This window comes from Bradyrhizobium sp. C-145 (assembly GCF_023375135.1).
Lineage (GTDB): Bacteria > Pseudomonadota > Alphaproteobacteria > Rhizobiales > Xanthobacteraceae > Bradyrhizobium > Bradyrhizobium zhanjiangense.
In genome coordinates, this window is the sequence record NZ_CP088150.1 from 9,333,016 (window position 1) to 9,358,689 (window position 25,674).

21 protein-coding genes are annotated in these 25,674 nt (G+C 65.6%); 15 read left to right on the forward strand and 6 right to left on the reverse strand.

All coding sequences use genetic code 11. The annotated features are described in order from the left end of the window. Positions 1 to 36 precede the first annotated feature (36 nt). From dnaN to LRP30_RS43980, 10 genes are all read left to right on the forward strand, one after another. A complete protein-coding gene (gene dnaN, locus LRP30_RS43935; RefSeq protein ID WP_091898217.1) occupies positions 37 to 1,155 on the forward strand; it encodes a DNA polymerase III subunit beta in 1,119 nt (372 codons plus the stop codon). Positions 1,156 to 1,282: 127 nt separating this feature from the next. Then, positions 1,283 to 1,648 (forward strand): DUF559 domain-containing protein, encoded by a 366-nt coding sequence (locus LRP30_RS43940; RefSeq protein ID WP_128930360.1) that lies wholly within the window; start codon positions 1,283 to 1,285, stop codon positions 1,646 to 1,648. A gap of 90 nt (positions 1,649 to 1,738) precedes the next feature. After that, positions 1,739 to 2,875 (forward strand): DNA replication/repair protein RecF, encoded by a 1,137-nt coding sequence (recF, locus tag LRP30_RS43945; RefSeq protein WP_128930361.1) that lies wholly within the window; start codon positions 1,739 to 1,741, stop codon positions 2,873 to 2,875. Positions 2,876 to 2,984: 109 nt separating this feature from the next. Further along, positions 2,985 to 3,725, forward strand: coding sequence for a hypothetical protein (locus LRP30_RS43950; RefSeq protein ID WP_249758861.1), 741 nt, complete (start codon positions 2,985 to 2,987; stop codon positions 3,723 to 3,725). 256 nt (positions 3,726 to 3,981) lie between these two features. Beyond that, positions 3,982 to 6,417 carry a DNA topoisomerase (ATP-hydrolyzing) subunit B gene (gene gyrB, locus LRP30_RS43955; RefSeq protein ID WP_249758862.1) on the forward strand — a complete coding sequence of 812 codons (2,436 nt, stop codon included), beginning with the start codon at positions 3,982 to 3,984 and terminating at the stop codon, positions 6,415 to 6,417. Positions 6,418 to 6,706: 289 nt separating this feature from the next. Next, on the forward strand, positions 6,707 to 7,174 hold the full coding sequence (locus LRP30_RS43960; protein ID WP_249758863.1) for a hypothetical protein: 468 nt from the start codon (positions 6,707 to 6,709) through the stop codon (positions 7,172 to 7,174). 124 nt (positions 7,175 to 7,298) lie between these two features. Next, positions 7,299 to 8,594, forward strand: coding sequence for a UDP-N-acetylglucosamine 1-carboxyvinyltransferase (gene murA, locus LRP30_RS43965; RefSeq protein ID WP_249758864.1), 1,296 nt, complete (start codon positions 7,299 to 7,301; stop codon positions 8,592 to 8,594). Between the two features lie 263 nt (positions 8,595 to 8,857). After that, on the forward strand, positions 8,858 to 10,252 hold the full coding sequence (locus LRP30_RS43970) for an MATE family efflux transporter (RefSeq protein WP_249758865.1): 1,395 nt from the start codon (positions 8,858 to 8,860) through the stop codon (positions 10,250 to 10,252). Beyond that, positions 10,249 to 10,737 carry a DUF2867 domain-containing protein gene (locus LRP30_RS43975; RefSeq protein WP_249758866.1) on the forward strand — a complete coding sequence of 163 codons (489 nt, stop codon included), beginning with the start codon at positions 10,249 to 10,251 and terminating at the stop codon, positions 10,735 to 10,737. Before LRP30_RS43970 ends, LRP30_RS43975 begins: the two co-directional genes overlap by 4 nt. After that, positions 10,734 to 11,384 (forward strand): 2-hydroxychromene-2-carboxylate isomerase, encoded by a 651-nt coding sequence (locus tag LRP30_RS43980; protein WP_249758867.1) that lies wholly within the window; start codon positions 10,734 to 10,736, stop codon positions 11,382 to 11,384. Before LRP30_RS43975 ends, LRP30_RS43980 begins: the two co-directional genes overlap by 4 nt. Before the next feature lies 1 nt (position 11,385). Here the strand turns inward: LRP30_RS43980 and LRP30_RS43985 are convergent, their stop codons facing one another. After that, positions 11,386 to 12,501, reverse strand: a complete 1,116-nt coding sequence (locus LRP30_RS43985; protein ID WP_249758868.1) for an FUSC family protein — start codon at positions 12,499 to 12,501, stop codon at positions 11,386 to 11,388. 122 nt (positions 12,502 to 12,623) lie between these two features. Here LRP30_RS43985 and LRP30_RS43990 point away from each other — a divergent pair, with 122 nt between their 5' ends. Then, positions 12,624 to 13,994, forward strand: coding sequence for an MmgE/PrpD family protein (locus tag LRP30_RS43990; protein ID WP_249758869.1), 1,371 nt, complete (start codon positions 12,624 to 12,626; stop codon positions 13,992 to 13,994). A gap of 69 nt (positions 13,995 to 14,063) precedes the next feature. Here LRP30_RS43990 and LRP30_RS43995 read toward each other — a convergent pair whose 3' ends face one another. Both LRP30_RS43995 and LRP30_RS44000 read right to left on the reverse strand, forming a co-directional pair. Next, a complete protein-coding gene (locus LRP30_RS43995; protein ID WP_249758870.1) occupies positions 14,064 to 15,488 on the reverse strand; it encodes a serine hydrolase in 1,425 nt (474 codons plus the stop codon). A 328-nt stretch (positions 15,489 to 15,816) separates the two neighbouring features. Next, entirely contained in the window at positions 15,817 to 16,881 is a 1,065-nt protein-coding gene (locus LRP30_RS44000) for a helix-turn-helix domain-containing protein (protein WP_249758871.1), read from the reverse strand. 317 nt (positions 16,882 to 17,198) lie between these two features. Here LRP30_RS44000 and LRP30_RS44005 point away from each other — a divergent pair, with 317 nt between their 5' ends. After that, positions 17,199 to 18,116: a pirin family protein gene (locus LRP30_RS44005; protein WP_249758872.1), complete on the forward strand. Its 918-nt coding sequence runs from the start codon at positions 17,199 to 17,201 to the stop codon at positions 18,114 to 18,116. 63 nt (positions 18,117 to 18,179) lie between these two features. Further along, positions 18,180 to 19,094 carry a phosphoribosylaminoimidazolesuccinocarboxamide synthase gene (locus LRP30_RS44010; RefSeq protein ID WP_128940790.1) on the forward strand — a complete coding sequence of 305 codons (915 nt, stop codon included), beginning with the start codon at positions 18,180 to 18,182 and terminating at the stop codon, positions 19,092 to 19,094. Between the two features lie 150 nt (positions 19,095 to 19,244). Here the strand turns inward: LRP30_RS44010 and LRP30_RS44015 are convergent, their stop codons facing one another. Both LRP30_RS44015 and LRP30_RS44020 read right to left on the reverse strand, forming a co-directional pair. Next, on the reverse strand, positions 19,245 to 20,735 hold the full coding sequence (locus tag LRP30_RS44015; RefSeq protein ID WP_128930374.1) for an NAD-dependent succinate-semialdehyde dehydrogenase: 1,491 nt from the start codon (positions 20,733 to 20,735) through the stop codon (positions 19,245 to 19,247). Between the two features lie 110 nt (positions 20,736 to 20,845). Beyond that, the gene (locus LRP30_RS44020) at positions 20,846 to 21,166 is read right to left on the reverse strand and encodes a hypothetical protein (protein ID WP_091898185.1); all 321 of its coding nucleotides are present in this window, start codon (positions 21,164 to 21,166) and stop codon (positions 20,846 to 20,848) included. Between the two features lie 346 nt (positions 21,167 to 21,512). Here LRP30_RS44020 and LRP30_RS44025 point away from each other — a divergent pair, with 346 nt between their 5' ends. Next, positions 21,513 to 22,709, forward strand: coding sequence for a serine hydrolase domain-containing protein (locus LRP30_RS44025; protein ID WP_249758873.1), 1,197 nt, complete (start codon positions 21,513 to 21,515; stop codon positions 22,707 to 22,709). A 304-nt stretch (positions 22,710 to 23,013) separates the two neighbouring features. On the opposite strand, the gene LRP30_RS44030 is transcribed toward LRP30_RS44025, so the two are convergent. Beyond that, complete coding sequence (locus LRP30_RS44030; RefSeq protein WP_249758874.1) at positions 23,014 to 24,015, reverse strand: adenosine kinase; 1,002 nt, start codon at positions 24,013 to 24,015, stop codon at positions 23,014 to 23,016. A gap of 123 nt (positions 24,016 to 24,138) precedes the next feature. On the opposite strand from LRP30_RS44030, the gene murJ reads away from it, so the two are divergent. Next, positions 24,139 to 25,671 carry a murein biosynthesis integral membrane protein MurJ gene (murJ, locus tag LRP30_RS44035; RefSeq protein ID WP_249761969.1) on the forward strand — a complete coding sequence of 511 codons (1,533 nt, stop codon included), beginning with the start codon at positions 24,139 to 24,141 and terminating at the stop codon, positions 25,669 to 25,671. The last annotated feature ends 3 nt before the right edge of the window (positions 25,672 to 25,674 follow it).

Genomic DNA, 25,674 nt, shown 5'->3' on the forward strand with positions numbered 1-25,674 from the left:
CGCTGTGTTTTCCTTGGGGATCGGGCGAGTAGTGCAATGAAGGTTACGGTCGAACGCGCGCAACTGCTGAAGTCGCTGGGCCATGTCCATCGCGTGGTCGAGCGCCGCAACACGATTCCGATCCTCGGCAACGTGCTGGTCCGCGCCGAGAACGCGAAATTGTCGCTGAAGGCGACCGACCTCGACCTTGAGGTCACGGAGACGCTGCCCGCGGAAACCGCGACCGCGGGCTCCACCACTGTGCCGGCGCACATGTTCTACGACATTGTCCGCAAGCTGCCGGACGGCTCGCAGATCGTTCTCGAGGCCGACGGCGACCGCGCGGTGCTGGCGATCCGCGCCGGCCGCTCGCGCTTCACGCTGCAGACCCTGCCGGAGAATGATTTCCCGGATCTGGCCGCCGGCGACATGTCGCACTCGTTCTCGCTCGCCGCCAAGGACGTCAAGCGGTTGATCGACCGCACCCAGTTCGCGATCTCGACCGAGGAGACGCGCTATTACCTCAACGGCATCTATCTGCACGCCGCCGGCACCGCCAAGGCGGCGACCCTGCGCGGCGTCGCCACCGATGGCCACCGCCTCGCCCAGCTCGACCTGGTCCAGCCCAAGGGCGCCGAGGGCATGCCCGGCGTCATCGTGCCGCGCAAGACTGTCGGCGAGGTGCAGCGCCTGATCGAGGACACCGAGGCCGAGATGACGATCGAGCTGTCGCAGGCCAAGATCCGCTTCACCATCGGCAATGTGGTGCTGACCTCGAAGCTGATCGACGGCACCTTCCCCGACTACGGCCGCGTCATCCCGCAGGGCAACGACAAGGAGCTCGTCGTCGACAAGAAGGATTTTGAGAACGCGGTCGATCGTGTTTCGACGATTTCGAGCGAGCGCGGGCGGGCGGTGAAACTGTCGCTGTCGGCGGGCAAGCTGGTGCTGTCGGTGACCAATCCGGATTCCGGCAGCGCGACCGAAGAGCTGGAGGTCGAATACGCCTCCGACGCCCTCGATATCGGCTTCAACTCCCGCTACCTGCTCGACATCGCCGCCCAGATCGAAGGCGACGTCGCAACCTTGAGGCTGGCCGACCCCGGCTCGCCCACCCTGGTGCAAGACCGCGACGACAAGAGCGCACTGTACGTGCTGATGCCGATGCGGGTGTGAGGGAGGTGCTCCCTCGCCAACGCAGACTGCCTTTAGAGCCGAACGCGATGCGCATTGCTATGCCCTCTCCCCTTGTGGGAGAGGGCAGCTCGGCTGGAGGAGACACAGTCGGTCGGGTGAGGGGTTAGTGCCGCAAGATCCGTCCCATCGGCCAGTCCCCAAACGTCTCCGCCAATTTGCGAAGAATATGCGGCACGAACCGACGGACGCAGAAGCGGCCATGTGGCGCTTGCTCAGGGATCGTCGGCTCTCCAGCTACAAGTTTCGCCGGCAAGTTCCATTCAAGAACTACGTTCTCGATTTCGTCTGTTTCGACAAGCGCCTCGTGATCGAGATTGACGGAAGTCAGCATGCGGGATCGCAGCGTGATGCAGTTCGCGAAGCCGCACTTTTCGCAGAAGGTTTCTCGGTCGCGCGCTATTGGAACAACGACGTTTTGCAGCAATCCGTGTCCGTATTGGAGGATATTCTTGCAAAGCTTGCCGGGCGGTAAGATACCCCTCACCCGTCGCCTCACTGCGTGAGGCGCCACCCTCCCCCACAAGGGGGGAGGGAAAGCAAAGCCCGGCAATGACGAGCTGATATGACCCCCTCCCGCATTCATCGCCTGACGCTGACGCAGTTTCGCAATTATCGGGCGGCGGGGCTCGAGACGGCGGCTGACATGGTGGCGCTGGTCGGGCCGAATGGGGCGGGCAAGACCAATTGCATCGAGGCGATCTCGTTCCTGTCGCCGGGGCGGGGCTTGCGGCGCGCGACGCTGGAAGACGTCGCCGACAACCAGGGCGACGGCTCCTGGGCGGTGTCGGCGCAGGTCGAGGGCGCACTGGGGCTGGCGACGCTCGGCACCGGCATCGATGCGCCGCGCACTGACGCCGCCGTCAGCCGGCGCTGCCGTATCGACCGCGAGCCGGTCAATTCCGCCGCCGCCTTCGGCGACCACATCCGCATGGTGTGGCTGACGCCGGCGATGGACGGGCTGTTCATGGGCGCGGCCTCGGAGCGGCGGCGCTTCTTCGACCGCCTGGTGCTCGCCATCGACAGCGACCATTCCAGCCGGATCAACGCACTGGAACGCTCGTTGCGCTCGCGCAACCGCCTGCTCGAGACGCGCAATTACGACGATCATTGGTGTGACGCGATCGAGCGCGAGACCGCCGAGCTTGCGGTCGCGGTCGCCGCAACGCGCGGCCAGACCGCGGCACGGCTGACCGGCATGCTCAATACGCGCGCGCAAGCCTCGGCGTTTCCGTCGGCACAAATCGCGCTCGACGGCTGGATGGAGAACGCGCTGCTTCAGGAGACCGCGACGTCGGTCGAGGACCGCTACCGCCAGATCCTGCGCGACAACCGTCCGCGCGACGCCATCGCCGGCCGCACCACCGACGGCCCGCATCTCACCGACCTCCAGGTGGTCTATGCGCCCAAGAGCATGCCGGCGCGCGATGCCTCGACCGGCGAGCAGAAGGCGCTCTTGATCGGCCTCGTGCTGGCGCATGCGACGCTGGTGGCCGAAATGACCGGCATCGTGCCGCTGCTGCTGCTCGACGAGGTGGTCGCCCATCTCGATCCGAACCGGCGCGCGGCGCTGTTCGAGGAGCTGAAGAAGCTCGGCGCGCAGGTCTGGCTGACCGGCGCCGACCCCGCCGCCTTCGCCGAGATCGGCGCGGGAGGCGAGATCTTTGACGTCGAGAGCGGACGCGTCTCCGCCCGAAGGTAGGCCGCCACATTGAACCCGCCCGGTTCCGTCAGCGACTAGCTGCCTGAGGCCGCGAGAAGCGGCCGTCGCGCAAGATTTCCAACTCGCGCGATATCCTTGGAGCGTGAGCATGACGACGGTGAGGCCTGGGGTGCGAGCTCCGGCACGATGGCAAGTTTTTGCGTGCGGCCTTGCTCTCTTCGCGAGCTGTCTGCTCGCGGCAAGCGCCGGCGCCTTTGTGTCGAATCTGCCGCCGCTGTTTTCTGCCGCGCTCACGCTGGATCCGGATGCCAAGCTGCCTGCGCCGACCCGCTACAGCTATCGCGGGATCCACACCACCGTGATGCCGGGCATCGAAGCCCCGCTCCGGACCAGGCTCGAAGCCACCGTGCCCGCACGGCTCAGCGACGTCCTCGTGTTCTATCGCACCGAGCTCGGAAAGCTCGGCTGGCAGGAACAGGATGGCACGGTGGTCACCGCCGACCACGTGCGCCTCGACTTCGTCTCCCCAATCGGGCCGGCAGCGCTGGAGCTCGACCGCAAGGCCGGCAGCACCTCGGTCCACCTCGTGCAGAAGAATTCGGATGCGGCGACCCGAGCAAACGTCCTGCCCGGCCCCGGCCAGGCGAAGCTCGTGTTCAGCAATATCGGCGAGCAGGAAGCCGTGCTCACGATCAACGAGCGGACCATCCCGCGCCCCGCCGGCGCGAACGCGGTCGCGTTGGATCTCGTGCCCGGCAAATACTCTTACGGACTGAGCGTGCCGGGCCATCCAGCCACCGCGAACAGTCTCACCATCGCCGCCGGCGATACCTGGGAGCTCACGGTCGGGCGCGACGGTCAGGCGTGGCCGCCGCTCCAGCTGTATTGAAGGGCCCTGGAACTGACCTTTCCGTTCCCACAAATTCAACGGTTTTTCGAGGTGCAAACCGGCCCTCGAATCGCGCTTTTTGCAGCGCCCTGTATCGGCTTTCGAAAGCCTTGAAAATCGGTCCAAAAACCCTATCTTCCCAAAGGGTTGCGAGGAGATACTTTGCGCTAGGCGCAAACCCTCTTTCGTGGCACAAATAGCCTACAAATCAGCGCCTTTTGCGCCGCTGATTCGGGCGACATCTCAAAGGCCTCTCATGACAGAACCTGCTCGGCAGCCGCGTGCCGAAAACGAGCCCTCCAACGCGAGCGACTATGGCGCGGAATCGATCCGCGTGCTCAAGGGTCTCGATGCCGTCCGCAAGCGCCCGGGCATGTATATCGGCGATACCGACGACGGCTCGGGCCTGCACCACATGGTGTACGAGGTCGTCGACAACGCCATTGACGAGGCGCTGGCGGGCCACGCCACGCGCGTCGACGTCATCCTCAACGCCGACAATTCCGTCACGGTGCGCGACGACGGCCGCGGCATTCCGGTCGACATCCACAAGGGCGAAGGCATCTCCGCGGCCGAGGTCATCATGACCCAGCTGCATGCCGGCGGAAAGTTCGACCAGAATTCCTACAAGGTCTCCGGTGGCCTGCACGGCGTCGGCGTCTCCGTCGTCAACGCGCTGTCCAGCAAGCTCGGCTTGCGGATCTGGCGCGACAACAAGGAGCACTACATCGAGTTCGCCCATGGCGATGCCGTGGCGCCGCTGAAGATCGTCGCCGATGCGCCGGGCAAGCGCGGCACCGAGGTGACGTTCCTGGCCTCGACCCAGACGTTCAAGAACGTCGAATATGATTTCGCCACGCTCGAGCATCGCCTGCGCGAGCTCGCCTTCCTCAATTCCGGCGTCAACATCATCCTCTCCGACACGCGCCACGCGGTCGAGAAGCGCGAGGAGATGCACTATTCCGGCGGAGTCGAGGAGTTCGTCAAATATCTCGACCGCAACAAGAAGGCGATCGTGCCGGCGCCGATCATGGTGCGTTCCGAAGCCAACGGCATCGGCGTCGAGGCCGCACTGTGGTGGAACGACAGCTACCACGAGAACGTGCTGTGCTTCACCAACAACATCCCGCAGCGTGACGGCGGCACCCATCTGGCCGGTTTCCGCGGCGCGCTGACGCGCCAGGTCAACGGCTATGCCGAGGCCAATGCGAAAAAGGAAAAAATCGCACTGACCGGCGACGACTGCCGCGAAGGTCTCACCGCCGTGCTGTCGGTGAAGGTGCCAGATCCAAAGTTCTCGTCGCAGACCAAGGACAAGCTGGTGTCCTCGGAAGTGCGCCCCGTGGTCGAGAACGTCCTCAACGAGGCGCTCCAGGCCTGGTTCGAGGAGCACCCGAGCGAAGCCAAGATGATCGTCGGCAAGGTGATCCAGGCCGCCGCCGCCCGCGAAGCCGCACGAAAGGCGCGCGAGCTGACGCGCAAGAGCCCGCTATCGGTGTCCTCGCTGCCGGGCAAGCTCGCCGACTGTCAGGAAAAGGATCCTGCAAAATCCGAGCTCTTCATCGTCGAGGGTGACTCGGCAGGCGGCAGCGCCAAGCAGGGTCGTAATCGCGAATTCCAGGCGGTGCTGCCGCTGCGCGGCAAGATCCTCAACGTCGAACGCGTCCGCCCCGACAAGATGCTGTCGTCAGAGCAGATCGGCACGCTGATCACCGCGCTCGGCACCGGCATCAGCGACGACTTCTCGGTCGAGAAGCTGCGCTATCACAAGATCATCGTGATGACGGACGCCGACGTCGACGGCGCCCACATCCGCACGCTGCTGCTCACCTTCTTCTATCGGCAGATGCGCGACATCATCGACGGCGGCTATCTCTACATCGCCCAGCCGCCGCTCTATAAGGTCTCCAGAGGCAAGTCCGAGCAATATCTGAAGGACGAGCGGGCGCTGGAGGATTATCTGATCGACGCCGGGCTCGACGATTGCGTGTTCGTTCCCGGCACCGGCGGCGACCGCACCGGCCGCGACCTGCGCTCGCTGGTCGACGACGCCCGCGTGGTTCGCAGCATCCTGCGCAATCTGCACAGCCGCTATAACCGCAAGGTGGTCGAGCAGGCCGCCATCACCGGCGTGCTGAACAAGTCGATCTACGGCAATCCCGAGAACGCCGCGGCCGCCGCGCAATACATCGCGAGCCGGCTGGACAACCAGGCCGAGGAGGTCGAGCGCGGCTGGGTCGGTCAATTCGTTGAAGGCCAGGGGTTCCTGTTCGAGCGCACCGTGCGCGGCGTCAAGGAAGCGGCTGTCATCGACGATGCGCTGCTCGGCTCGGCCGAGGCCCGCAAGCTCGACGAGTACACGACGAAGCTGCAGGACGTCTACGCCCGCTCCGGCAAGCTGCGGCGCAAGGACAGCGAGCACGTGGTGCACGGTCCGGTCGATCTGTTCGAGGCGGTCACCGATTCCGGGCGCAAGGGCATCGCGCTGCAGCGCTACAAAGGTCTCGGCGAAATGAACCCGGAGCAGCTCTGGGAGACCACGCTCGACTCCGAAGCGCGCTCGCTGCTCCAGGTGAAGGTCAAGGAGGTCGACGAGGCCGACGACATCTTCACCAAGCTGATGGGCGATGTTGTCGAGCCGCGCCGCGACTTCATCCAGGAACATTCGCTGAGTGCGACGATCGATATCTGATCGCCGGTCGTGTTGGGTTTGATCTGCACTCGCTGCACCTCTCCCGCTTGCGGGAGAGGTCGACGTGCTCGCAGAGCACGGCGGGTGAGGGCTCTCTTCTCTCATCTCAGGGACTGTCTCGATCGTGGAGACACCCTCTCCCCAACGCTCCCCCGCAAGCGGGGGAGGGAGCGCACCCGACTCGTGGCAAGAGGACCTGTTCCCATTGCCTCCCCTGAACCTCACCTCCCGCCAGCGCGACGAAGTGGCATGAACCCGCGGGCCATTCCGGCCGGGAAGCGCTCACGCCATGACCAGCTCCGCAATGACCAGTTCCACCGCGCCATCCCGCCGGCTCGGCATCATCGGCAGCATCGTCGGCGTGCTGGCGCTGATGGCCGCCGTGCTGCCGCGTTGGGTCGTGCCGATCGTGTTTCCGCCGCCGCCAGCGGAGCAGGTCATCGTCGACACCGGACATCGCATCAAGGACCGCGTGATGGCGCGGGTGAAGGGTGTCGAGTATCAGGCTCCCAGGATCGAAAAATCCGCGGCGCGAAGCTGGAGTGAAACCGCATCAGTCACCGCGATTTCGCTCGGCCTGCTTGCCATCCTGCTCTCGGTGCTCGCGCTCATCTTCCGTGAAGAGCGGCTCCTCGCCGCCGTGGCCGCCACGCTCGGCACCGGCGCCATCGCGATCGAAATTTCCTTCGTCATGATCGGCGCGCTGATCCTGATTGCCATCCTTTACGTGGTCGGAAATATCGTCGGGTTGTTCTAAGGGCCGCCTGTCACAAGCTCCCGAGGGGCGGGCTCGAGCCACGGCCATCACAATTGCTCCCGCGCTCAATTCTCTGTAGTTTCCGCCTCCGAAACAGCTCCACCAACAGGACAGCGAGAACCCCGTGGCGCCCATCCAATACATCGTCGAGGGCGGTCACCGGCTCTCGGGCTCGATCGAGCCGTCCGGCAACAAGAACTCGGCGCTGCCGATCATCGCGGCGGCCCTGCTCACCGAGCATCCGGTGACGCTTCAGAACGTGCCGCGGATCCGCGACACCGAGACGCTGGTCGAGCTGATCCGCTCGGTCGGCGCCGCGGCGGAGTGGACCGCGCGCAATACGCTGCGCATCCATGCCAAGAGCATCCGCGCCGCCGATCTCGACCCCGAGCTGTGCGTGCGCATCCGTGCCTCGATTCTGCTCGCAGGTCCCCTGCTCGCCCGCTGCGGCGAAGTGATGCTGCCGCCGCCAGGCGGCGACGTGATCGGCCGCCGACGGCTCGACACCCATGTGCTGGCGCTGGAGCAGCTGGGGGCCAAGGTCACCGCGACCGACCGGCTCGAATTCCGTGCGCCGAAGCTCGCCGGTGCGGACGTGTTCCTGGACGAGCCGAGCGTCACCGCGACCGAGAATGCGCTGGTCGCAGCGGTCGCCGCCGACGGTGTCACTTACCTGCGCAATGCTGCGTCCGAGCCGCATGTGCAGGATCTCGCCAATTTCCTGGTCGCGCTCGGCGCGAAGATCGAGGGCATCGGCACCAACACCATGATCGTGCACGGCCCGGCGACGCTGGGGGAAGCGACCTACTCCATTCAGCCCGACCATATCGAGGTTGGCTCGCTGATCGGCCTTGCCGCCGTGACGCGCTCGCCCTTGCGCATCGTGCGTGCCGGTGTCGAGCACCTGCGCTCGATCCGCATGGGATTCGAGCGGCTCGGCATCGTCTGCCGCGTCGAGGGCGACGATCTCATCGTGCCCTCGAACCAGACGCTGAAGATCCAGGACGATTTCGGCGGCCACGTGCCGAAGCTGGAGGACCAGCCCTGGCCGGCCTTCCCGGCCGATTTGATGTCGATCGCGATCGTCACCGCCACGCAATGCGAGGGCGTGATCCTGATGTTCGAGAAGATGTTCGAATCGCGGATGTTCTTCGTCGACAAGCTGATCGCGATGGGCGCGCGCATCGTGCTGTGCGATCCGCACCGCGCCATCATCGCCGGCCCCAGCCGTCTGGGCGGCGCACCGATGACCTCGCCCGACATCCGCGCCGGCATGGCGATGCTGCTCGCCGCGGTCTGCGCCGAGGGCACCTCGACCATCAACAACGCCGACCAGATCGAGCGCGGCTACGAGCGCATCGAGGAACGGCTGAACGCACTGGGTGCGAAGATCAAGCGCGTGCCGGAACGGAAGGGCTGAGGGCTCTTTCTTCCTTCTCCCCTTGTGGGAGAAGGTGGCATAGGCGGCCTTCGGCCGCCGTTCTTAAGAACGCCGAAGCAAAGCTTCGGCTATGGCGCCGGTTGAGGGGTTCTATCCACTTGCAAGATCGCTCGTGAGGATAGAGACCCCTCACCCGTCTCGCCGCTACGCGGCGAGCCACCCTCTCCCGCAAGGGGAGAGGGTGAAGAGGCATCTCGATCGCGGGCCATGTTTTCGACGTGCGGCTGTGCTAAGGACCGGCCATGCTCGACACCGTCCAACGTCATTCGCAGCCGCAAGCCGGCGTGCTGCAAAATCATCTCGCCGATGAATTCGCCGAGACGCTGCGGCTGGCCGTGCCGATGATGCTGACGCAGCTCGGGCAGATCGCGATGATCACGACCGATCTCGCGATGATCGGCCGGCTCGGCGAGGACGCAGTGGCCGCGGCGGCGCTGGCGCATACGGTCTATTTCGTCAGCTTCACCTTCGGGCTCGGATTGATGTCGGCGGTGTCACCGCTCGCCGCGCAGGCCTTCGGCGCTGGCGACGGCAGGCTGATCCGCCGCTCCTTGCGCGTCGGGTTGTGGGTCGCACTGCTGATCTCGCTGCCGATGATGGCCTCGCCGCTCTATGGCGAGCAGATCCTGCTCGCGCTCGGACAGGCGCCGGATTCCGCCGCGCTGGCCCAGCGCTACCTCCACGGACTGGCCTGGGGCATTGCGCCGGCGCTCGGTTTCATCGCGCTGCGCAGCATGATGAGCGCGGTGAACCGGCCGCAGGCGCCGCTGTGGATCACGCTCGCCGCGATCCCCGCCAATGCCGCGCTGGTCTATGTCCTGATCCACGGCCTGTTCGGCGTGCCGAAGCTCGGCCTGCTCGGCGCGGGGCTTGCGACCACGCTGGTCAATCTCGGCACCTTCCTCGCCGCGCTCACTATTGCCGCACGGCGAAAGCCGTTCGCGGACTATCACCCGCTCGCCCATTTCTGGCGGATCGACTGGCCCCTGATGCGCCAGCTCATCGCGATCGGCGCGCCGATCTCGTTCTCGCTGCTGATGGAATACGGCCTGTTCTCCTCGGCGGCGCTGCTGATGGGGCTGATCTCGACCACCGCGCTCGCCGCACATCAGATCGCGCTCCAGGTCACCGCCGTGCTGTTCATGGTGCCGCTCGGCATCGGCATGGCCGCCACCGTGCGCGTTGGCCACGCCTTCGGCCGCAACGAGCCGGCCGGCGTCCGGCGCGCGGGGCTCGTTGCCGCCGTGCTCGGCATTGCGTTCGTCGCGGCCCTGACTGTCGCGATCATCCTCGGCCGCTATGAGCTGGGACGGCTGTTCTTCGGCAACAGCGAGGCCAGCGCGCCGACCGTCGCGCTGACCGCGACACTTTTGCTGGTCGGCGCGACTTTCTTCATCGCCGATGCGCTCCAGACCATCATGGGCGGCGCCCTGCGCGGCATCAATGACACCCAGATGACGCTTGTGTTCGCAGCAACAGGCTATTGGTGCGTCGGCTTCCCGATCGCCTGGGTCCTCGCCTTCCACGCCAGCCTCGGCGCGGTCGGCGTCTGGATCGGGCTGTCGATCGGATCGTTCGTTTATGCCGGCCTGTTGATCTTGCGCTTTGGCATGCTGACGCGCAAACTGGCGGGATGACAGGCTCGGTTCGCGAAGTCACACCCGATGTCGATGCCGGCGCTGTGCTATCAGGCGCGCAGTTCATCGATGCCTTTCGTGTAGAGGTCGGCGCGACGCAATTGAGCGCCCGCGAGGCCTGCACCCGAATGGTGCTGCACGGGCCGCGCTGGATCGATGCGCTGACGCGCTTGCGCAACATCCTGGTGAAACCCTTCGGACTGAAGACGTCAGGCGAAGGTGCTCCGGCTCCGTACGGGATGATCGGCCTGTTTCCAGTGCTGAGCGAAACGCCGGAACAGCTCATCGCCGGGTTTGACGACTACCATCTCGATTTCCGCGTCGTGGTTGACGTCGCCGGCGACGGGGCGGACCATCAGGTGACATTGACCACGTTGGTGCGGACCAACAATCTGCTCGGGCGTACCTACCTCACGCTGATCGTACCGTTCCACAAGCTCGTGGCCCGCAGCATGATGGGAGACATCGTGGAGCCGGCCCGATGACGCTGTCCGTCGATCTCTTCTACTCCTACCGCAGTCCCTTCAGCTATCTGGCCCTGCCCAAGACACTGAAGCTCGTCGCCGAGTATGACCTCGCGGTCAACCTGCGGCCGGTCTACCCGCTCGCGGTCCGCGTGCCGGGATTCTTCAAGAAGGCCAGCCCGAACTTCATTCGCTATGTGGTGCTCGACAGCACGCGCGTGGCGCAGCACGAGGGCATTCCGTTCCGCTTCCCGAGGCCCGATCCGATCGTGCAGGACAAGACGACGCTCGACGTTGCGGTGGAGCAGCCTTACATCCACCGCCTGACCCGGCTGGGCGCGATGGCGCAGCTCGAAGAACGCTCGCTCGAATTTACAGACGCGATCGCGCGCGTGCTATGGGACGGTTCGGTGGCGGGATGGAACGAGGGCGATCATCTCGCGCGCGCGGCCGAGAAGGCCGGCTTCGATCTTGCCGCCATGGACGCCGCGATCACTGCCGATCCGGATCGCTATGAGCACGTGATCGCGGAGAACGAAAAGGACCACGCCGCCTCCGGCCATTGGGGCGTGCCGACCTTCGTGTTCGAGAACGAGCCGTTCTTCGGCCAGGACCGCATCGACCTCCTGCTCTGGCGCATGCAGGGCAAGGGACTGAAGCGGCGCTAGCTCACTCCGCCACCCGCGCGGGCTTGTCGGCCGCCGCCTCCGACCACTCGCCGACGACGCGATCGAGATCGCAGAGGTTCTGGTGCATCTGCTCCAGCGAGAAGCCCAGCGCGAAGAAGCGCTCGGCGGTGTCGCTGGGCTGGCCGCGGATCAGACCGTCGTGACGGACGGCGGCGACCGCCTCGGCGTAATGCTGGAGCGCAACGTGGACCGGATGGAGCGGCGGCGCGCCGGCGCCCTCCCGCAAGGCTGCGGCGGCCGAACGCAGGAAGCGCGCGATCACCATCGAGACCTCCGTCAGTGGACCTGCGAGCCGCGTCTGCACCTCGGCCGGCAGCGGCACCACGGTGGCGCGGCCGATCATCACGACGTCATGCCGCAACCGCAGGATGGTTCGCAGCAAGGGACCGGTATCCGGCCCGCTCGACAGGCGTGCGGCGCGCTCGCGCTCGGCTTCTGAGCCAATCGCGTTGAGGCTGACCATGGCAGTGCCGATGCCGTCCTGGATCCGGTGCAGCGCGTCGTTGTCGCGGCCGCGCGTGAGGCCCGCGAGCAGTTCGGTGAAGGCATCGGCGATCAGTTCGAGCAGTCTTGCTGCGCTGGCGCGGATCTGCCGCACCGCGCGCGAGGGCAGCACCAGGAAGGAGACGAGCAGGCCCGTGATGGCACCGACCGCGACCTCGCTGACGCGATCGATCGCCGAGGTCATGGGATCGGAGTGATGCATGGTCGGAACCAGGAGCACGATCACGGCCGTGACCGTCGCGGCGCTGAGGCTCGGATTGATCGCGGCGATGAAGGCGAGCGGGGCGACCGAGAGCACCAGAAGCCCCAACAGGCCCGCTTCACCGGAGTACGGGATCAGGATCGCGATGGCGCCGCCATAGATGGCGCCGCCGATAGTGCCGAGCATGTAGTCGCGCGTCGCCTTCAGCGAGCGGCCGACGCTCATCTGGGTCACGATCAGCGAGGTCAGCACCGCCCAGAGCGGCAAGAGCAGATGCAGCGCGGTGGCGATGGCATAGGCTGCGACCGCCGCCACGGTGACCCGGATCGCCAGCCCCAATTGCGTCCGTCGCGCCCGGATCCGGTCGAGCAGCTCTCTTGCGCGTGTCATCGTCAACGTCCCGGTCCGATCCTCTTGCGCCAGGCAAAAGCATGGCTGATGCCCGCCCCCGCAAGGCCGCTTGAAAGGCGAAATCAGCCCGCCTAACTTGCCGGCCAAAACGAGGAAACACGATGGCCCACGAAACCGCAACGCTCGCCGCCTATGTCTTCAATCTGAAATATCAGGATATTCCGGCGGAGGTGCTGGATCGCGCCAAAGTGCTGACGCTGGATTTCCTCGGCAGCGCCATCCGCGCCCGCAGCGAGGCGGAATCGACCCCGTCGATGCTGAAGACGCTGGAAACGCTTGCGCTCGATGCCAAGGGCGAATCCACCGTGTTCGGCGACGGCAAAACCTGGACGCCGGCGGTGGCGGCCCTGCTCAACGGCGCGCTGGGACATTCGCTCGACTTCGACGACACGCACGCCGACTCCTCGCTGCATCCGAGCGCGCCGGTGGTGCCGGCCGCCTTCGCGGTCGGCGAGATGGTCGGCGCGTCGGGCCGCGACGTGCTGACCGCGATCGTTGTGGGCTATGAAGTCTGCTGCCGGCTCGGCAATGCCCTCGATCCAACCTCGCATTATGCGCGCGGCTTCCATCCGACCGCGACCGCCGGCACCTATGGCGCGGCCGCGGCCGCGGCAAAACTGTTCGGCCTCTCCGAGCAGCAGATCATCGCCGCCTTCGGCGTCTCCGGCAGCCAGGCTGCCGGATCGCTGCAATTTCTGGTCAACGGCGCCTGGAACAAGCGCTACCAGGTCGGCGCCGCCGCGATGAACGGCGTGATCGCCGCGACACTGGCGCGCAACGATTTCGTCGGCGCGACGGAATCGGTCGAGGGCAAGCACGGCCTGCTCGCCGGCTACACCGACGATGCGCATCCGGGCAAAGCGGTGGCCGAGCTCGGCAAGAGCTACGAGACGATGAAGATCGGCGTCAAACCCTATCCGAGCTGCCGCTACACCCATGCGGCGATCGACGCGCTGATCGCCATGCGGCGCGAGCACAATCTGACGCCGGACCAGGTTAAGCGCGTCGAGATCGGCCTGCATCGTAACGGCATCACGCTCACCGGCGATGCCGCGACCAAGCGGCATCCGACCTCGATCGTCGGCGGCCAGTTCTCGATGTTCTTCACCGGCGCGCTCGCGCTCGACCAGGGCTCATTCGGCTGGGACGATTACAACCGCCTTGGCGATGCCGCCATCGACGCCCTCGCCGACAAGTTCGACGTGGTGCAGGACGACCGCCTCGAAATCGGCCGCACCCATCCGTTCGGCGCCCGCGTCAGCATCACGACGGACAATGGCGTGCATGAGCGGCTGTATGCCGATCCCTCGGGCGAGCCGAATTCGTTTCCTGACACGAAGGCGATGCAGCAGAAGTTTTTGACGCTGGCGCGGCCCGTGCTGAACGCACGCGCGGAGAAGTTTGCGGATGCGATCATGACGCTGGAGCGGTTCGACCGCGTGGCGAAGGCGACGGAGCTAGGGAGGCAATAGCTCGAGCGCGCATGCTCACCCTCCCCTGGAGGGCCCTCCAGGGGAGGGTAAGAAGAGCCGCCGCTGCTCTCAATCCGCCCCGGCTATCTTCCCCTTCTCGCGCGTTGCGGCCACCACGTCGCGCACGAGGTCGAACACGCCATCTGCTTCGGGCGGCCAGTTCGGCGAACGCCCCAGCCGCACGATGACCAGGCGCTCCGAGGGGATCACGATCGTGTACTGCCCGATCGTGCCCTTGGCGAAGAAGGCATCGCGCGGCCAGCCGCGCGCGATGCGAAACTTCGCGCCAAAGCTGTCGCCCTGGTTGGTCCAGAAGCCGGCACCGATGCCGACCCAGGCATTCGGCGTGGGCGAGGACGAATAGCTCACCCACCCCTCGGGCAGGATGCGCTTGCCGCCGGCGATGCCGTCATTGAGATAGAGCTGGCCGAAGCGCGCCCAGTCCCGCGCCGATGCCAGCATCTCGCTCGAGCCCTCGATCGTGCCTGAAGCGTCGAGCTGGAGCGTGACCTGGCGCATGCCGAGCGGGGCGAACAATTCGCGGCGCGCAAAGCGCAGCGCATCTGCGGGATGTCCACCAACCGTGTTGCGGATCAGATGCGAGAGCATGATGGTGTTGCCGTCGTGATAATTCCACGCCGTGCCCGGCGCGGTCGCGAGCGGCATGCTCGCGGCATAGGCGGCCATGTCGTCTTCCACGAACTTCATGCGGTTCACCGGCTCGAAGGCGGAGCCGAGCGAGGCCTGCAACGAGCTGCCGAGCGCCAGACCTGCGGTGTGGCGTAGCAATTGATCGACGCTGATCGCATAGCGCGGGTCATCCGGATGCTTCCAGGCGGCGACCGGCGCGGGCCCGTCGAGCTTGACCTTGCCCTGGCGCACCAGCACGCCTGTCAGCGCCGAGATCACCGATTTGGTCATGGAGAAGCCGAGCAGCGGCGTCTCCGGTCCGATGCCGTCGGCGTAGCGCTCGGCGATGACGCGGCCCGCCTTCATCACGACGATCGCGCGGGTGCGGCGATAAGGCGGCTGTGCCGGCTCGTCAAAGGCGCGGTCGAGTGCGGTAGCAAGCTCGGGACTTTGCGGCGGCACGATCGCCGGACCGGCGATCTCGGGCAGCAGCGCGGGCTGCCTGTCGTCCGGCGGCGGCATGACTTCGGCGAGCGGCTCGCCATGCGCGAGCGTGCAGCCGAGCCCCTCGCGATAGACGGCATGGCTGCGGCCGAGGCCAAACAGTGTCACCGTAACGTCCTTGCGCACGCGGTCGACGCGATAGTCCATCGCCCAGCTGATCAGGCCGGTGCCGGGCATCGCATCGTTGGTCTCGGTGAAGGTGCGCCGCGGATCGAGGCCGGAGACGAAGGTCTCGGAGCATAGGATGCCAGCGACAAAGCCGGTGGCGACCTTCGGCACGTCGCCGGCGCGCGCGACACCGAGCGCGAGGCCGGCACCGGCGATGGTGGTGAGGAGGACGATCTTGCGGCGGCGGGTCACGGGTTGTCTCCGGCTTGGGGGCGTAAGCCCAAGACGAAGCAGGAGGCGTGGGATATGTGCTCGCCGGATCTGGAAAATGGCGTGGCTGGATTTGGCCGGGACTGATCGATTCTGAAATAACGCAACAGATCCAACAGCTTGAAAATTGGGCTGGTCTGTCGCGCCGGGGACGGTGGACCCCCTCGCCCCGCTTGCGGGAAGAGGGTTGGGGTGAGAGGGAGCCTACGCGGGGATGGTGACAGACCGACTCGCGGAGGCTCCCCCTCACCCGAAATTTGCTCCGCAAATTCCGGCCTCTCCCCGCAGGCGGGGAGAGGCGAAGAGCCCATCACGCCGTGCTCGCTTTAAGCCGCCGATATTCCGTCGGGGTCACGCCGGTCACCGCCTTGAAGGCGCGGTTGAAGGGGCCGAGGGACTGGAAGCCGGCATCCATGGCGATGGTGATGACGGGGACTTCGGCCTGGGCGGGATCGGCGAGTGCGGCCTTGGCTTCCTCGATCCGGTAATTGTTCAGGAACACATTGAAGTTGCGATAGCCGAGCCGCTGGTTGATCAGCCGACGCAGCCGGTATTCGGGAATTTTCAGCCGGTTCGCCAGCACGCCGATGGTGATGTTCTCCTGGCGATAGATCCGCTCGTCCGCCATCAGCCGCATCAGGGCATCGATGAGCTTCTGGTCGGCGGCGTCTTCTGCCGCCGGAGCTTGGCTCAAAACCAGCGGCGGCGCGGCCTCCACAGCAACCGGAAACAGCTCGGCACCATCGACGCGCATCATCGCATAGGCGATGGCCGCAACGATGCAGGCGAGCACGCCCGCATTGATCGTGTCGGCGATATCGCCAACCTCAACTCCGGCCACGACAATCTGGAGCAGCGCGTTCACCCCGCCATAGAGCGCGGCCGCGCAGACAATGAAGACGCGAACGCGGCGGCGGCGCTCGACCAGATCGGCCGACCACGAATTGATGGTCTGCGCCACCGCGAGCGCAATGAAACCGAGCACGATCAGATTGACGATGGTGACGGCAAGCCGAACGTTTCCGCCCGGCGCGATCCAGAGACAGTTGACGAAGCTGAACGCGGTCACCAGTCCCCAGATCAATCCGTGCCACCAGCGCAGGCGAAACTCGTCGTCGAACAGCGCGCGCGTGAACAGCCAGAACACCACGATGTTGCCCGTCGACAACGCGATCAGCGGCGCATGCCAGGCCGGCACCAGCGACGACACGCCGACCGAATAGCTCGCCGCATGCGCGGCCGAGCCGATCGCGAAGCCAGCACCGAGCCGGGCTGCCAGCACGTGTCCGAAATCAGAGACGAGCGACGCGCCTAGCACAAGCAGCAGCGCCACGGACGCGGCGCGAAATGCCAGTTCTGTTGCAGCAAATGTCATCGGGCGATGCGACGGTCGCGATTGAAATCAGCCGAACATCCTTCGTCAGGCGTATTTTTTCAAGGACCATCCGCACCACAAACGTCATCGCCCGGCTTGACCGGGCGATCCAGTACTCCGAGACGACAGTGATTAAACCGATTGGCCGCAGCGTACTGGATTCCCCGCTTTCGCGGGGAATGACAGCGGTGGGTGAGGCGATGATAGTTTTGCACATGGCGCTATTGCGGTCCGCGACGTTGAGCCCCGGCTTTGTCGCGACGGCGCTGCAAATTCCTGCTAGTCTCGCATCCAACAAAGCCAAAAGGAGCCTACCCATGAGCTGGCAACCCTCCAACGATCCCGTGCTCGGCGATCCCATGTCCTGCGATGCGCTCGATCTCGTCATCGTGCCTCGCACGCGCGATCTCGGCGACGGATTTGAGGTGCGGCGCGCATTGCCGCACGGCAAGCGGCAGATGGTCGGGCCGTTCATCTTCTTCGATCATTTCGGACCGGTGCAGTTCGTCTCCGGCAAGGGCATGGACGTGCGGCCGCATCCACATATCGGGCTTGCCACCGTGACCTACCTGTTCGACGGCGCGATCATGCATCGCGACAGCGAAGGCAACGTCCAGGAGATCGCGCCCGGCGCGATGAACCTCATGACCGCCGGGCGCGGCATCGCCCATTCCGAGCGCACGCCCGACGCGCAGCGCGCCTCCGGCCAGAAGATGCTGGGCTTGCAAAGCTGGATCGCGTTGCCGTCGGGATCCGAGGAGATTGCGCCGTCGTTCCAGCACTATGCGGCGGGCGATTTGCCGATGATCTCCGAGCGCGATTTTACCGCGCGGGTGATCGCGGGCTCTTCGTTCGGCATCGCCTCGCCTGTCGCGATGGTCTCGCCCTGGTTCTACACCGAGGTTACGGCGGCGGAAGGCGCGAGCGTGCCGCTTGATCCCGATCACGAGGAGCGTGCGATCTACCTGATCGACGGCGAGGTCGAGATCGCGAACGAGCGCTACGAAGGGCCGCGGCTGCTGATCTTCCGTCCGGGCGACCGCATCACCGTGAAGGCACTGAAGGCCACCCGGATGATGTTTCTCGGCGGCGATGCACTGGAGGGCCCGCGCCACATCTGGTGGAATTTCGTCTCCTCCAGCAAGGAGCGGATCGAGCAGGCCAAGCAGGACTGGAAAACCGGCCGCTTCGCGGCAGTTCCGCAGGAACATGAGTTCATTCCGCTGCCGGAATAGGCTAATCGGGTTTCCGGCCGCACTGTCAGCCGCGGCCGGATTTCTTGCGTGAAGGCTTTGCCGATGACCACCATGCTCTCCAGCGACCTGCCCCTCTCCAAGATCGGACGCGGCAAGGTGCGCGATATCTACGCCGTCGACGACGACCGCCTGCTGCTCGTCACCACCGACCGCATCAGCGCCTTCGACGTCGTGATGGGCGAGACCATCCCGATGAAGGGCGCGGTGCTGACGCAAGTGAGTGCGTTCTGGTTCAACGAGCTCGAAGGCGTGGTGCCGCATCACATGATCAGCGCCGACACCGACGCGATCATTGCGGCCGTGCCGGCCTTGACGCCCCACCGCGCCGAGATCCTCGGCCGCGCCATGCTGTGCAAGCGCACCACCGTATTTCCGATCGAATGCGTGATCCGCGGCTACCTCTCCGGCTCAGCCTGGAAGGAATATGCCGCGAGCGGCACGCTGGCCGGCGAGAAGCTCAAGGCCGGCCTCGTCGAGAGCGAGAAGCTGGAGCCTGCCATCTTCAGCCCGGCAACCAAGGCCGAGAGTGGCCATGACGAGAACATCACCATCGCGAAGATGCGCGCGGTGGTCGGCGACGAGGTCGCCTACACATTGGAGAGCATGACGCGCGCGATCTATACGCTTGGCGAGGAGCTGGCGCGCGAGCAGGGCATCATCATCGCCGACACCAAGTTCGAGTTCGGCCGCGACAAGGACGGCCGCATCATCCTGATAGACGAAGTCATGACCCCGGATTCCTCGCGCTTCTGGGCGGTCGATGCCTACAAGCCCGGCCAGCCGCAGGCGAGCTTCGACAAGCAACCCTTACGCGATTATCTCGACGTCGAGCGCCGCGCCGGCCGCTGGAACGGCGACGCCCCACCGCCGCCACTGCCCGCCAGCGTTGTGGATGCAACCAGTAAGCGGTATCTCGAAGCTTACAGGCGCGTGACGGGGAAAGAGCTGAAGATTTAGCCCAGCTGTTGCACCTCACTTCGTCATTGCGACGAAGCAATCCAGACTGCCTCCGCGGAAAGATTCTGGACTGCTTCGCGGAGCCTGTCATCGGGCCGCGCTTTGCGCGGACCCGGTGGCTCGCAATGACGCGGGGAGACTGATGCGCCCTCACACCCCCGCCATCATCACGTATTTGATCTCGACATACTCTTCCATGCCGTGATGCGAGCCTTCACGCCCGAGGCCGCTCTCCTTGACGCCGCCGAAGGGGGCGACTTCCGTGGTGATGAGGCCGGTGTTGACGCCGACCATGCCTGATTCCAGCGCCTCGGCGACGCGCCAGACGCGGCCGAGATCGCGGGAGTAGAAGTAGGAGGCAAGGCCGAACGGCGAGGCGTTGCACATCGCGATGACGTCGGCTTCGTCCTTGAAGCGGATGACGGGCGCGAGCGGACCAAAGGTCTCCTCCTGCGACACCAGCGAGTCCGGCTTGACGTCGGCCAGCACGGTCGGCTCGAAGAACGAGCGCCCGAGCTCGCTGCGCTTGCCGCCGGTGACGATTTTGGCGCCGCGCTTGATGGCGTCGGCGATGTGGCGCTCGACCTTGTCGATCGCCTTCATGTTGATCAGCGGGCCCTGCGTGACGCCGCTCTCGGTGCCGTCACCGATCTTCATCGCCGCGACCTTCTTCGACAGCTTCTGCACGAACTCGTCGTAGATGCCATCCTGGGCGTAGAGGCGGTTGGCGCAAACGCAGGTCTGGCCCATGTTGCGGTATTTCGAGACGATAGCGCCTTCGACCGCGGCGTCGATGTCGGCGTCGTCGAACACCACGAACGGCGCGTTGCCGCCAAGCTCGAGGCCGAGCCGCTTCACGCCGACCGAGGCCTGCTGGTAGAGGATCTTGCCGACGGCGGTCGAGCCGGTGAAGCCGACGAAGCGAACCGCCGGATGCTCGCACAGGACCTTGCCGATCGGCGGCGCGTCACCGGTGATGATGTTGAATACGCCCTTGGGCACACCGGCCTTCTCGGCAAGAGCCGCGAGCGCGAGCGCCGACAGCGGCGTCTCATTGGCGGGCTTCAGCACCACGGTGCAGCCGGCCGCCAGCGCCGGCGAGACTTTTCGCGTGATCATCGAGTTCGGGAAATTCCACGGCGTGATCGCGCCGCAGACGCCGATCGGCTGCTTGATCGCGAGCAGGCGCGCATCGCTCCGCTGCGTCGGGATGGTCTCGCCATAAACGCGCCTCGCCTCCTCGGCGAAGAACTCGACGTAGGCGCCGCCGATGTCGACCTCGCCGAGCGCCTCGGTGAGCGGCTTGCCCTGCTCGGAGGTGAGGATCAGCGCGAGATCCTCGCGATTGGCGACGATCAGCTCGAACCATTTGCGCAAGATGTTGGAGCGCTGCTTGGCGGTGAGCTTGGCCCAGGCCGGGAACGCGCGCTCGGCGGCTTCGACCGCTTTGGTGGTATCGTCCGCGCCGAGCTGCGGAACCTTGGCGAGCTCGACGCCGGTCGCGGGATTATTCACGGCGAAGACCGGCGAGCCGACCCAGGCGCCGTCGATGTAACAGGCTTCCCTCAGCAGCGACGGGTCCTTCAACCGGTCGCGCAGATTGGACGAGGCTTGCGGGGCGCGGGCGGCAGTCGGGGTCATGGCGTTACTCCTCAGGGCGCGATCGGATCGGCCCGGAATATAGGGACAGACGGCGCGCAATGCACCGCCCCGCAACGCAAATCTGCCTTCAGCTAAACGGGAGCGCGACCTCAGGCCGCGCCGCTCAGATAGGTCTCGCGGCGGCCGATCATGCGCTCGGCGGCGGCCTTGGCGTCGGCCTTCGAGGAGGTCGCGCAGGTGCGGTATTCGAGATCGGGCACGTCCGAGGTGTCGCGGCGGCCGAACCATGACTTCGAACCGACCGGCAGCAATGCCAGCGCCTGCGCCAGGTTGTCGACCGCCCCGAAGGAGTACAGCGCGCCGGTGCCGGCGATGCGAACCTCGTAAATGCCGGGCGAGATCGGCGCCTCCAAATTGTCGCCCCGTCCGGGACGGGGATAGCGCTTCCATTCACTCCAGGTCGAAATCATTTAAGGTCCCCTCGCGGCCGATCAGCAGCCGCCAATTTGCATCAAGTCTTAACGTCACCGGCCAATTGGCCGCGTGCTGAAGCGCCGCAACGCACAAAATGTTTCAAGTGAGTCAAACACGCGAAACATACCCCCAGCGCCCATTCATGGCCACGGCGAGATGCAGCCATCCACCGCAGGTTGTGAAAGAGTCTTGCAGTTCAGCTCCGTTGTCGTCCTGCGTGGAACGCCGACCGTCAAGTCACGACATCGCGACCGGCACAGGTACATGGATGCGCTTGCCGCGCCGAGCATGCGGGAGGACAATCAATCACTTCCAACAATAATCAAACCGGAGGAAACACGCATGCAAAGCCGAGCCCAGATCGACGAACTTCTGCGCCAGAAGAGCGACGCACAAGAAATTCCCGGAGTCGTCGCCATCGCCGCCAGCGGTAAAGAAGTGCTGTATCAGGGTGCGTTCGGCAAGCGCGACCTGTCCAAGCCCGATGCGATGACCGCGGACAGCGTGTTCTGGATCGCATCGATGACGAAGGCGGTGACATCAGCCGGCGCGATGCAGCTGGTCGAACAGGGCAAGCTGTCGCTGGATGCGCCGATCGGTGAAGTGCTGCCCGATCTCGCCACCCCGCAGGTGCTCGAAGGCTTCGATGCCAAGGGCGAGCCGAAGCTGCGGCCTGCGAAGGGGCCGATCACGCTGCGCCACCTCATGACCCACACCGCGGGCTTCTGCTACAACATGTGGAACGGCGATCTCGCGTTGTATCTGGAGAAGACGGGGATCCCCGCCATCACCACCTGCCAGAATGCGGCGCTGAAGACGCCAATCATGACCGATCCCGGCACGCGCTGGGAATACGGCACCAACATCGATTTCGTCGGCAAGGCGGTGGAGGCCGTCAGCGGCAAGCGGCTCGATGCGTATTTGCGCGACAATATGTTCGCGCCGCTCGGCATGAGCGACACCGCTTTCAAGATCACCGATAGCATGCGCAAGCGTCTGGTCGGCATGCATGCGCGCGGCGAGGACGGCCAGCTCGCATCGATCCCGTTCGAGCTCGAGCAGGAGCCGGAATTCCACATGGGCGGCGGTGGCCTTTACTCGACCGCGGGCGACTACATCAAGTTCACCCAGATGATTCTCAACAAGGGCCGCGGCAACGGCAACCAAGTGCTGAAGGCGGAGACGGTTGCGACGATGGGACAGAACCACATCGGCGATCTCGCCATGGGCAAGATGACGACGGCGGCGCCGATGTACACCAACGACGTCGATCTCTATCCGGAGCAGGTGAAGAAGTGGGGGCTGAGCTTCCTCATCAACACCGCCAAGACCGCGGAAGGGCGCAGCCCGAACAGTCTCGCCTGGGCGGGCCTCGCCAACACCTATTACTGGATCGACCCGTCGCGCGACGTCACCGGCGTGATCCTGATGCAGCTGTTGCCGTTCGCCGACGCAAAGTGTCTGGAGACGTTCGCGGGCTTCGAGCGCGGGGTTTATGCCGGGCTCGATGCTGCCGGGAGCGGGCAGAAGGCAGCGTGAGGGGCGCGCACGGCCGCGCAGCTCTCACCACACGACGACTGTCATCCTCCGCGAAGGCGGGGGATCCAGTACGCCGCGGCCTCTCGGTTCAATCACTGCCGTCTCGGAGTACTGGATCGCCCGCCTTCGCGGGCGATGACAGCTGAGAGTTTGGCGCGCACCTGAATCCACATCGTCATTGCGAGCCACCGGGTCCGCGCGAAGCGCGGCCCGATGACAGGCTCCGCGAAGCAATCAAGTCTGCCGCCGCGGAAAGATACTGGATTGCTTCGCTTCGCTCGCAATGACGGGGAGTGAGCGAAGCCTACCCCGTCAGCCCGCGCTGCTCGGCGAGTTCCTTCAGCGACACCTGGGGCCGCGCCCCGATGTGCTGGATCACTTCGGCCGCCGCAAGCGCGCCGAGCTCGCCGCACTGCTTGTACGCGAAGTCGCGCGCGAGGCCATACAGGAAGCCGGCGGCGAAGAGGTCGCCGGCACCGGTGGTGTCGATGACCTTGTCGACCGGGAATGCCGGCGCGGCGACGGCGTCTTCCACTGAGACCACCATGCAGCCCTTCTCGCTGCGGGTGACGACGCCGAGATTGACGTCGTTGCGCAGCTGCTTCAGCGCGGTGTCGAAGTCCGAGGTCATGTAGAGCGAATGCAGCTCGGCCTCGTTGGCGAACACGATGTCGACAGTGCCGTTGCGCATCAAGGACAGGAACTCGTCGCGATAGCGGTCGACGCAAAAGGAATCCGACAACGTCAGCGCCACCTTGCGCTTGGCATCATGGGCGATCTTGGCCGCCTTGACGAAGGCGTCCTTGGCGTTCTTGGGGTCCCAGAGATAACCTTCGAGGTAGACAATGCCGGCGCCGGCGACCTCGGCCGGATCGATGTCGGCCGGCGACAGATCCTGCGCCGCGCCGAGATAGGTGTTCATTGTGCGCTCGCCATCGCCTGTGACCAGGATATAGGAGCAGCCGGTGGCGGGGCCGTCCTTTGCAGCCGGCGTGTTGAAGGCGACGCCGGCGGCGCGGATGTCGTGGACATAGAGCTTGCCGATCTGGTCATCCTTGACCTTGCCGACATAGGCGGCGCGTGCCCCTAAGCTGCCGATGCCGACGATGGTGTTGGCGGCCGAGCCGCCCGAGACTTCCGTCGCCGGGCCCATGTCCTTGTAGATGGCGGCCGCCCGTGCCTCGTCGATCAGGGACATGCTGCCCTTGGTCATGCCATGCTTGGCCAAAAAGGCCTCGTCGGTCCTGACCAACACGTCGAACAGCGCGTTGCCGATGCCGAGAACGTCATATTTCACGTCAGCCATTCACCTTGATCCTGTTGCCGGATTGCGATCCCTGCGGAAATCCGCTTCCTGTAGGCCTGAAATCTGGCTCGCGGCCTATCACGACCAGCCCTTCGCGGGCAAGCAACGGTATTATTGCGCCCGATGATCCGCTCCTTCCTGACCGTCTCGACGGGAACGCTGGCCTCGCGGCTGCTGGGCTTTGCCCGCGATTCCCTGATCGCGGCGCTGCTCGGCACCGGCGCCGTGGCGGATGCGTTCCTGGCGGCATTTCAGCTCGTCAACGTCGTGCGTCGGCTGCTCAGCGAGGGGGCGCTGAATGCGGCACTGATCCCGGTCTGGCTGCCTATCCGCGACCGTGATGGCGAGGCCGCTGCGGCGGCGTTCGCCGGACGGGTGCTCGGCACGGTCAGCGCAGCTCTGGTCGCGATCTCGATCGGCATTGCGCTTCTGATGCCGCTGATCATCACTGTGATCGCCCCGGGCTTTCTCGGTAGCCGCACGCTCGATCTCGCCGTGCAGAACGCCCGGCTGATGCTGCCTTATCTCGCCTTCGCCGGCCCCGTCACCGTGCTGATGGGACTGCTCAACGCACAAGGGCGCTTTGCGCTGACGGCGTTCTCGCCGCTGCTGTTCAACATCGCGCTGATCGCCGCGATCGCGGTGCTGTTGCTGGGGCATGCCGATGCGGTCCTCGCTGCGTGGATGCTGGCCGCCGCCGTCGGCGTCGCCGGTCTGCTGCAATTGCTGATGCTGCTGTCGCAGCGAAGCGCGCGCCTTGCGACGCCGTTGCGCGTGAGTTCTGACAAGGAGATGCGGGCCTTTTTTGCCAAGGCCATTCCCGGCATGATCGCAAGCTCGGGCCCGCAATGGTTGATGGTCGCCGGCGCGATCATTGCCTCGGCGACACCCTCCGCGGTGTCCTGGCTCTATTTTGCCAACCGCTTGATCGAGCTGCCGCTCGGCATCGTCGGCGTCGCCATGGGCACGGTGCTGGTGCCGGAGCTGACGCGTGCGGTCGGTAGCGGCGACCGCGTCGCGGTGGCGCATGCCGAATCGCGCGCGCTGGAGCTGGTGACCGGGCTGGCGCTGCCGGCCACGCTCGGCCTGATCGTGCTGGCCGAGCCGATCGTACGGCTGCTATTTGAGCATGGTGCGTTCAGCGTCGAGGACAGCACGGCCACGGCGCGCGCATTGATGTGGCTGGCGCTGGGCCTGCCGGCGCACGTGCTGATCAAGGCGCTGTCGCCGGCCTTCTACGCCCGCAGCGACACGATGACGCCGCTGCTCGCGACGGCCAAAGGCTTTGTGGTGACGGTCGGGCTCGCGGTTGTGCTCGGTCATGTCTTTGGCGCCAGCGGCATCGCGGCGAGCATCGCGGCCGGCGCCTGGAGCAGCGCGCTCTCGCTGCTTCGGAAAGGCACAACCGAATTCGGCTTCTCGGTCGACGCCTCGGCCCGCAAGCGGCTGCCGCGGATCGTGCTGGCCGCGATCGCCATGGGCGCCCTGCTCTGGCTGACCGCCGGTCTCGTGCCTGCCGAGACCCATGGCTTGATCAAATTCGTCGCACTGGGTGTGCAGATCGCGGCAGGAATCGCCGTCTACGGCCTGCTCCTGCAAGTCCTCGGTGCAGCCTCCTGGCGCGAGGCGGTTAACGCGTTGAAACGACCGGCCTAAACC

Excerpts from the sequence above, each read along its gene's own strand:
- dnaN (WP_091898217.1), top strand. The coding sequence starts at position 37 with ATGAAGGTTACGGTCGAACGCGCGCAACTGCTGAAGTCGCTGGGCCAT.
- recF (WP_128930361.1), top strand. The coding sequence starts at position 1,739 with ATGACCCCCTCCCGCATTCATCGCCTGACGCTGACGCAGTTTCGCAAT.
- LRP30_RS43950 (WP_249758861.1), top strand. The coding sequence starts at position 2,985 with ATGACGACGGTGAGGCCTGGGGTGCGAGCTCCGGCACGATGGCAAGTT.
- gyrB (WP_249758862.1), top strand. The coding sequence starts at position 3,982 with ATGACAGAACCTGCTCGGCAGCCGCGTGCCGAAAACGAGCCCTCCAAC.
- LRP30_RS43960 (WP_249758863.1), top strand. The coding sequence starts at position 6,707 with ATGACCAGCTCCGCAATGACCAGTTCCACCGCGCCATCCCGCCGGCTC.
- LRP30_RS43970 (WP_249758865.1), top strand. The coding sequence starts at position 8,858 with ATGCTCGACACCGTCCAACGTCATTCGCAGCCGCAAGCCGGCGTGCTG.
- LRP30_RS43975 (WP_249758866.1), top strand. The coding sequence starts at position 10,249 with ATGACAGGCTCGGTTCGCGAAGTCACACCCGATGTCGATGCCGGCGCT.
- LRP30_RS43980 (WP_249758867.1), top strand. The coding sequence starts at position 10,734 with ATGACGCTGTCCGTCGATCTCTTCTACTCCTACCGCAGTCCCTTCAGC.
- LRP30_RS43985 (WP_249758868.1), bottom strand. The coding sequence starts at position 12,501 with ATGACACGCGCAAGAGAGCTGCTCGACCGGATCCGGGCGCGACGGACG.
- LRP30_RS43990 (WP_249758869.1), top strand. The coding sequence starts at position 12,624 with ATGGCCCACGAAACCGCAACGCTCGCCGCCTATGTCTTCAATCTGAAA.
- LRP30_RS44000 (WP_249758871.1), bottom strand. The coding sequence starts at position 16,881 with ATGACATTTGCTGCAACAGAACTGGCATTTCGCGCCGCGTCCGTGGCG.
- LRP30_RS44005 (WP_249758872.1), top strand. The coding sequence starts at position 17,199 with ATGAGCTGGCAACCCTCCAACGATCCCGTGCTCGGCGATCCCATGTCC.
- LRP30_RS44010 (WP_128940790.1), top strand. The coding sequence starts at position 18,180 with ATGACCACCATGCTCTCCAGCGACCTGCCCCTCTCCAAGATCGGACGC.
- LRP30_RS44015 (WP_128930374.1), bottom strand. The coding sequence starts at position 20,735 with ATGACCCCGACTGCCGCCCGCGCCCCGCAAGCCTCGTCCAATCTGCGC.
- LRP30_RS44020 (WP_091898185.1), bottom strand. The coding sequence starts at position 21,166 with ATGATTTCGACCTGGAGTGAATGGAAGCGCTATCCCCGTCCCGGACGG.
- LRP30_RS44025 (WP_249758873.1), top strand. The coding sequence starts at position 21,513 with ATGCAAAGCCGAGCCCAGATCGACGAACTTCTGCGCCAGAAGAGCGAC.
- LRP30_RS44030 (WP_249758874.1), bottom strand. The coding sequence starts at position 24,015 with ATGGCTGACGTGAAATATGACGTTCTCGGCATCGGCAACGCGCTGTTC.
- murJ (WP_249761969.1), top strand. The coding sequence starts at position 24,139 with ATGATCCGCTCCTTCCTGACCGTCTCGACGGGAACGCTGGCCTCGCGG.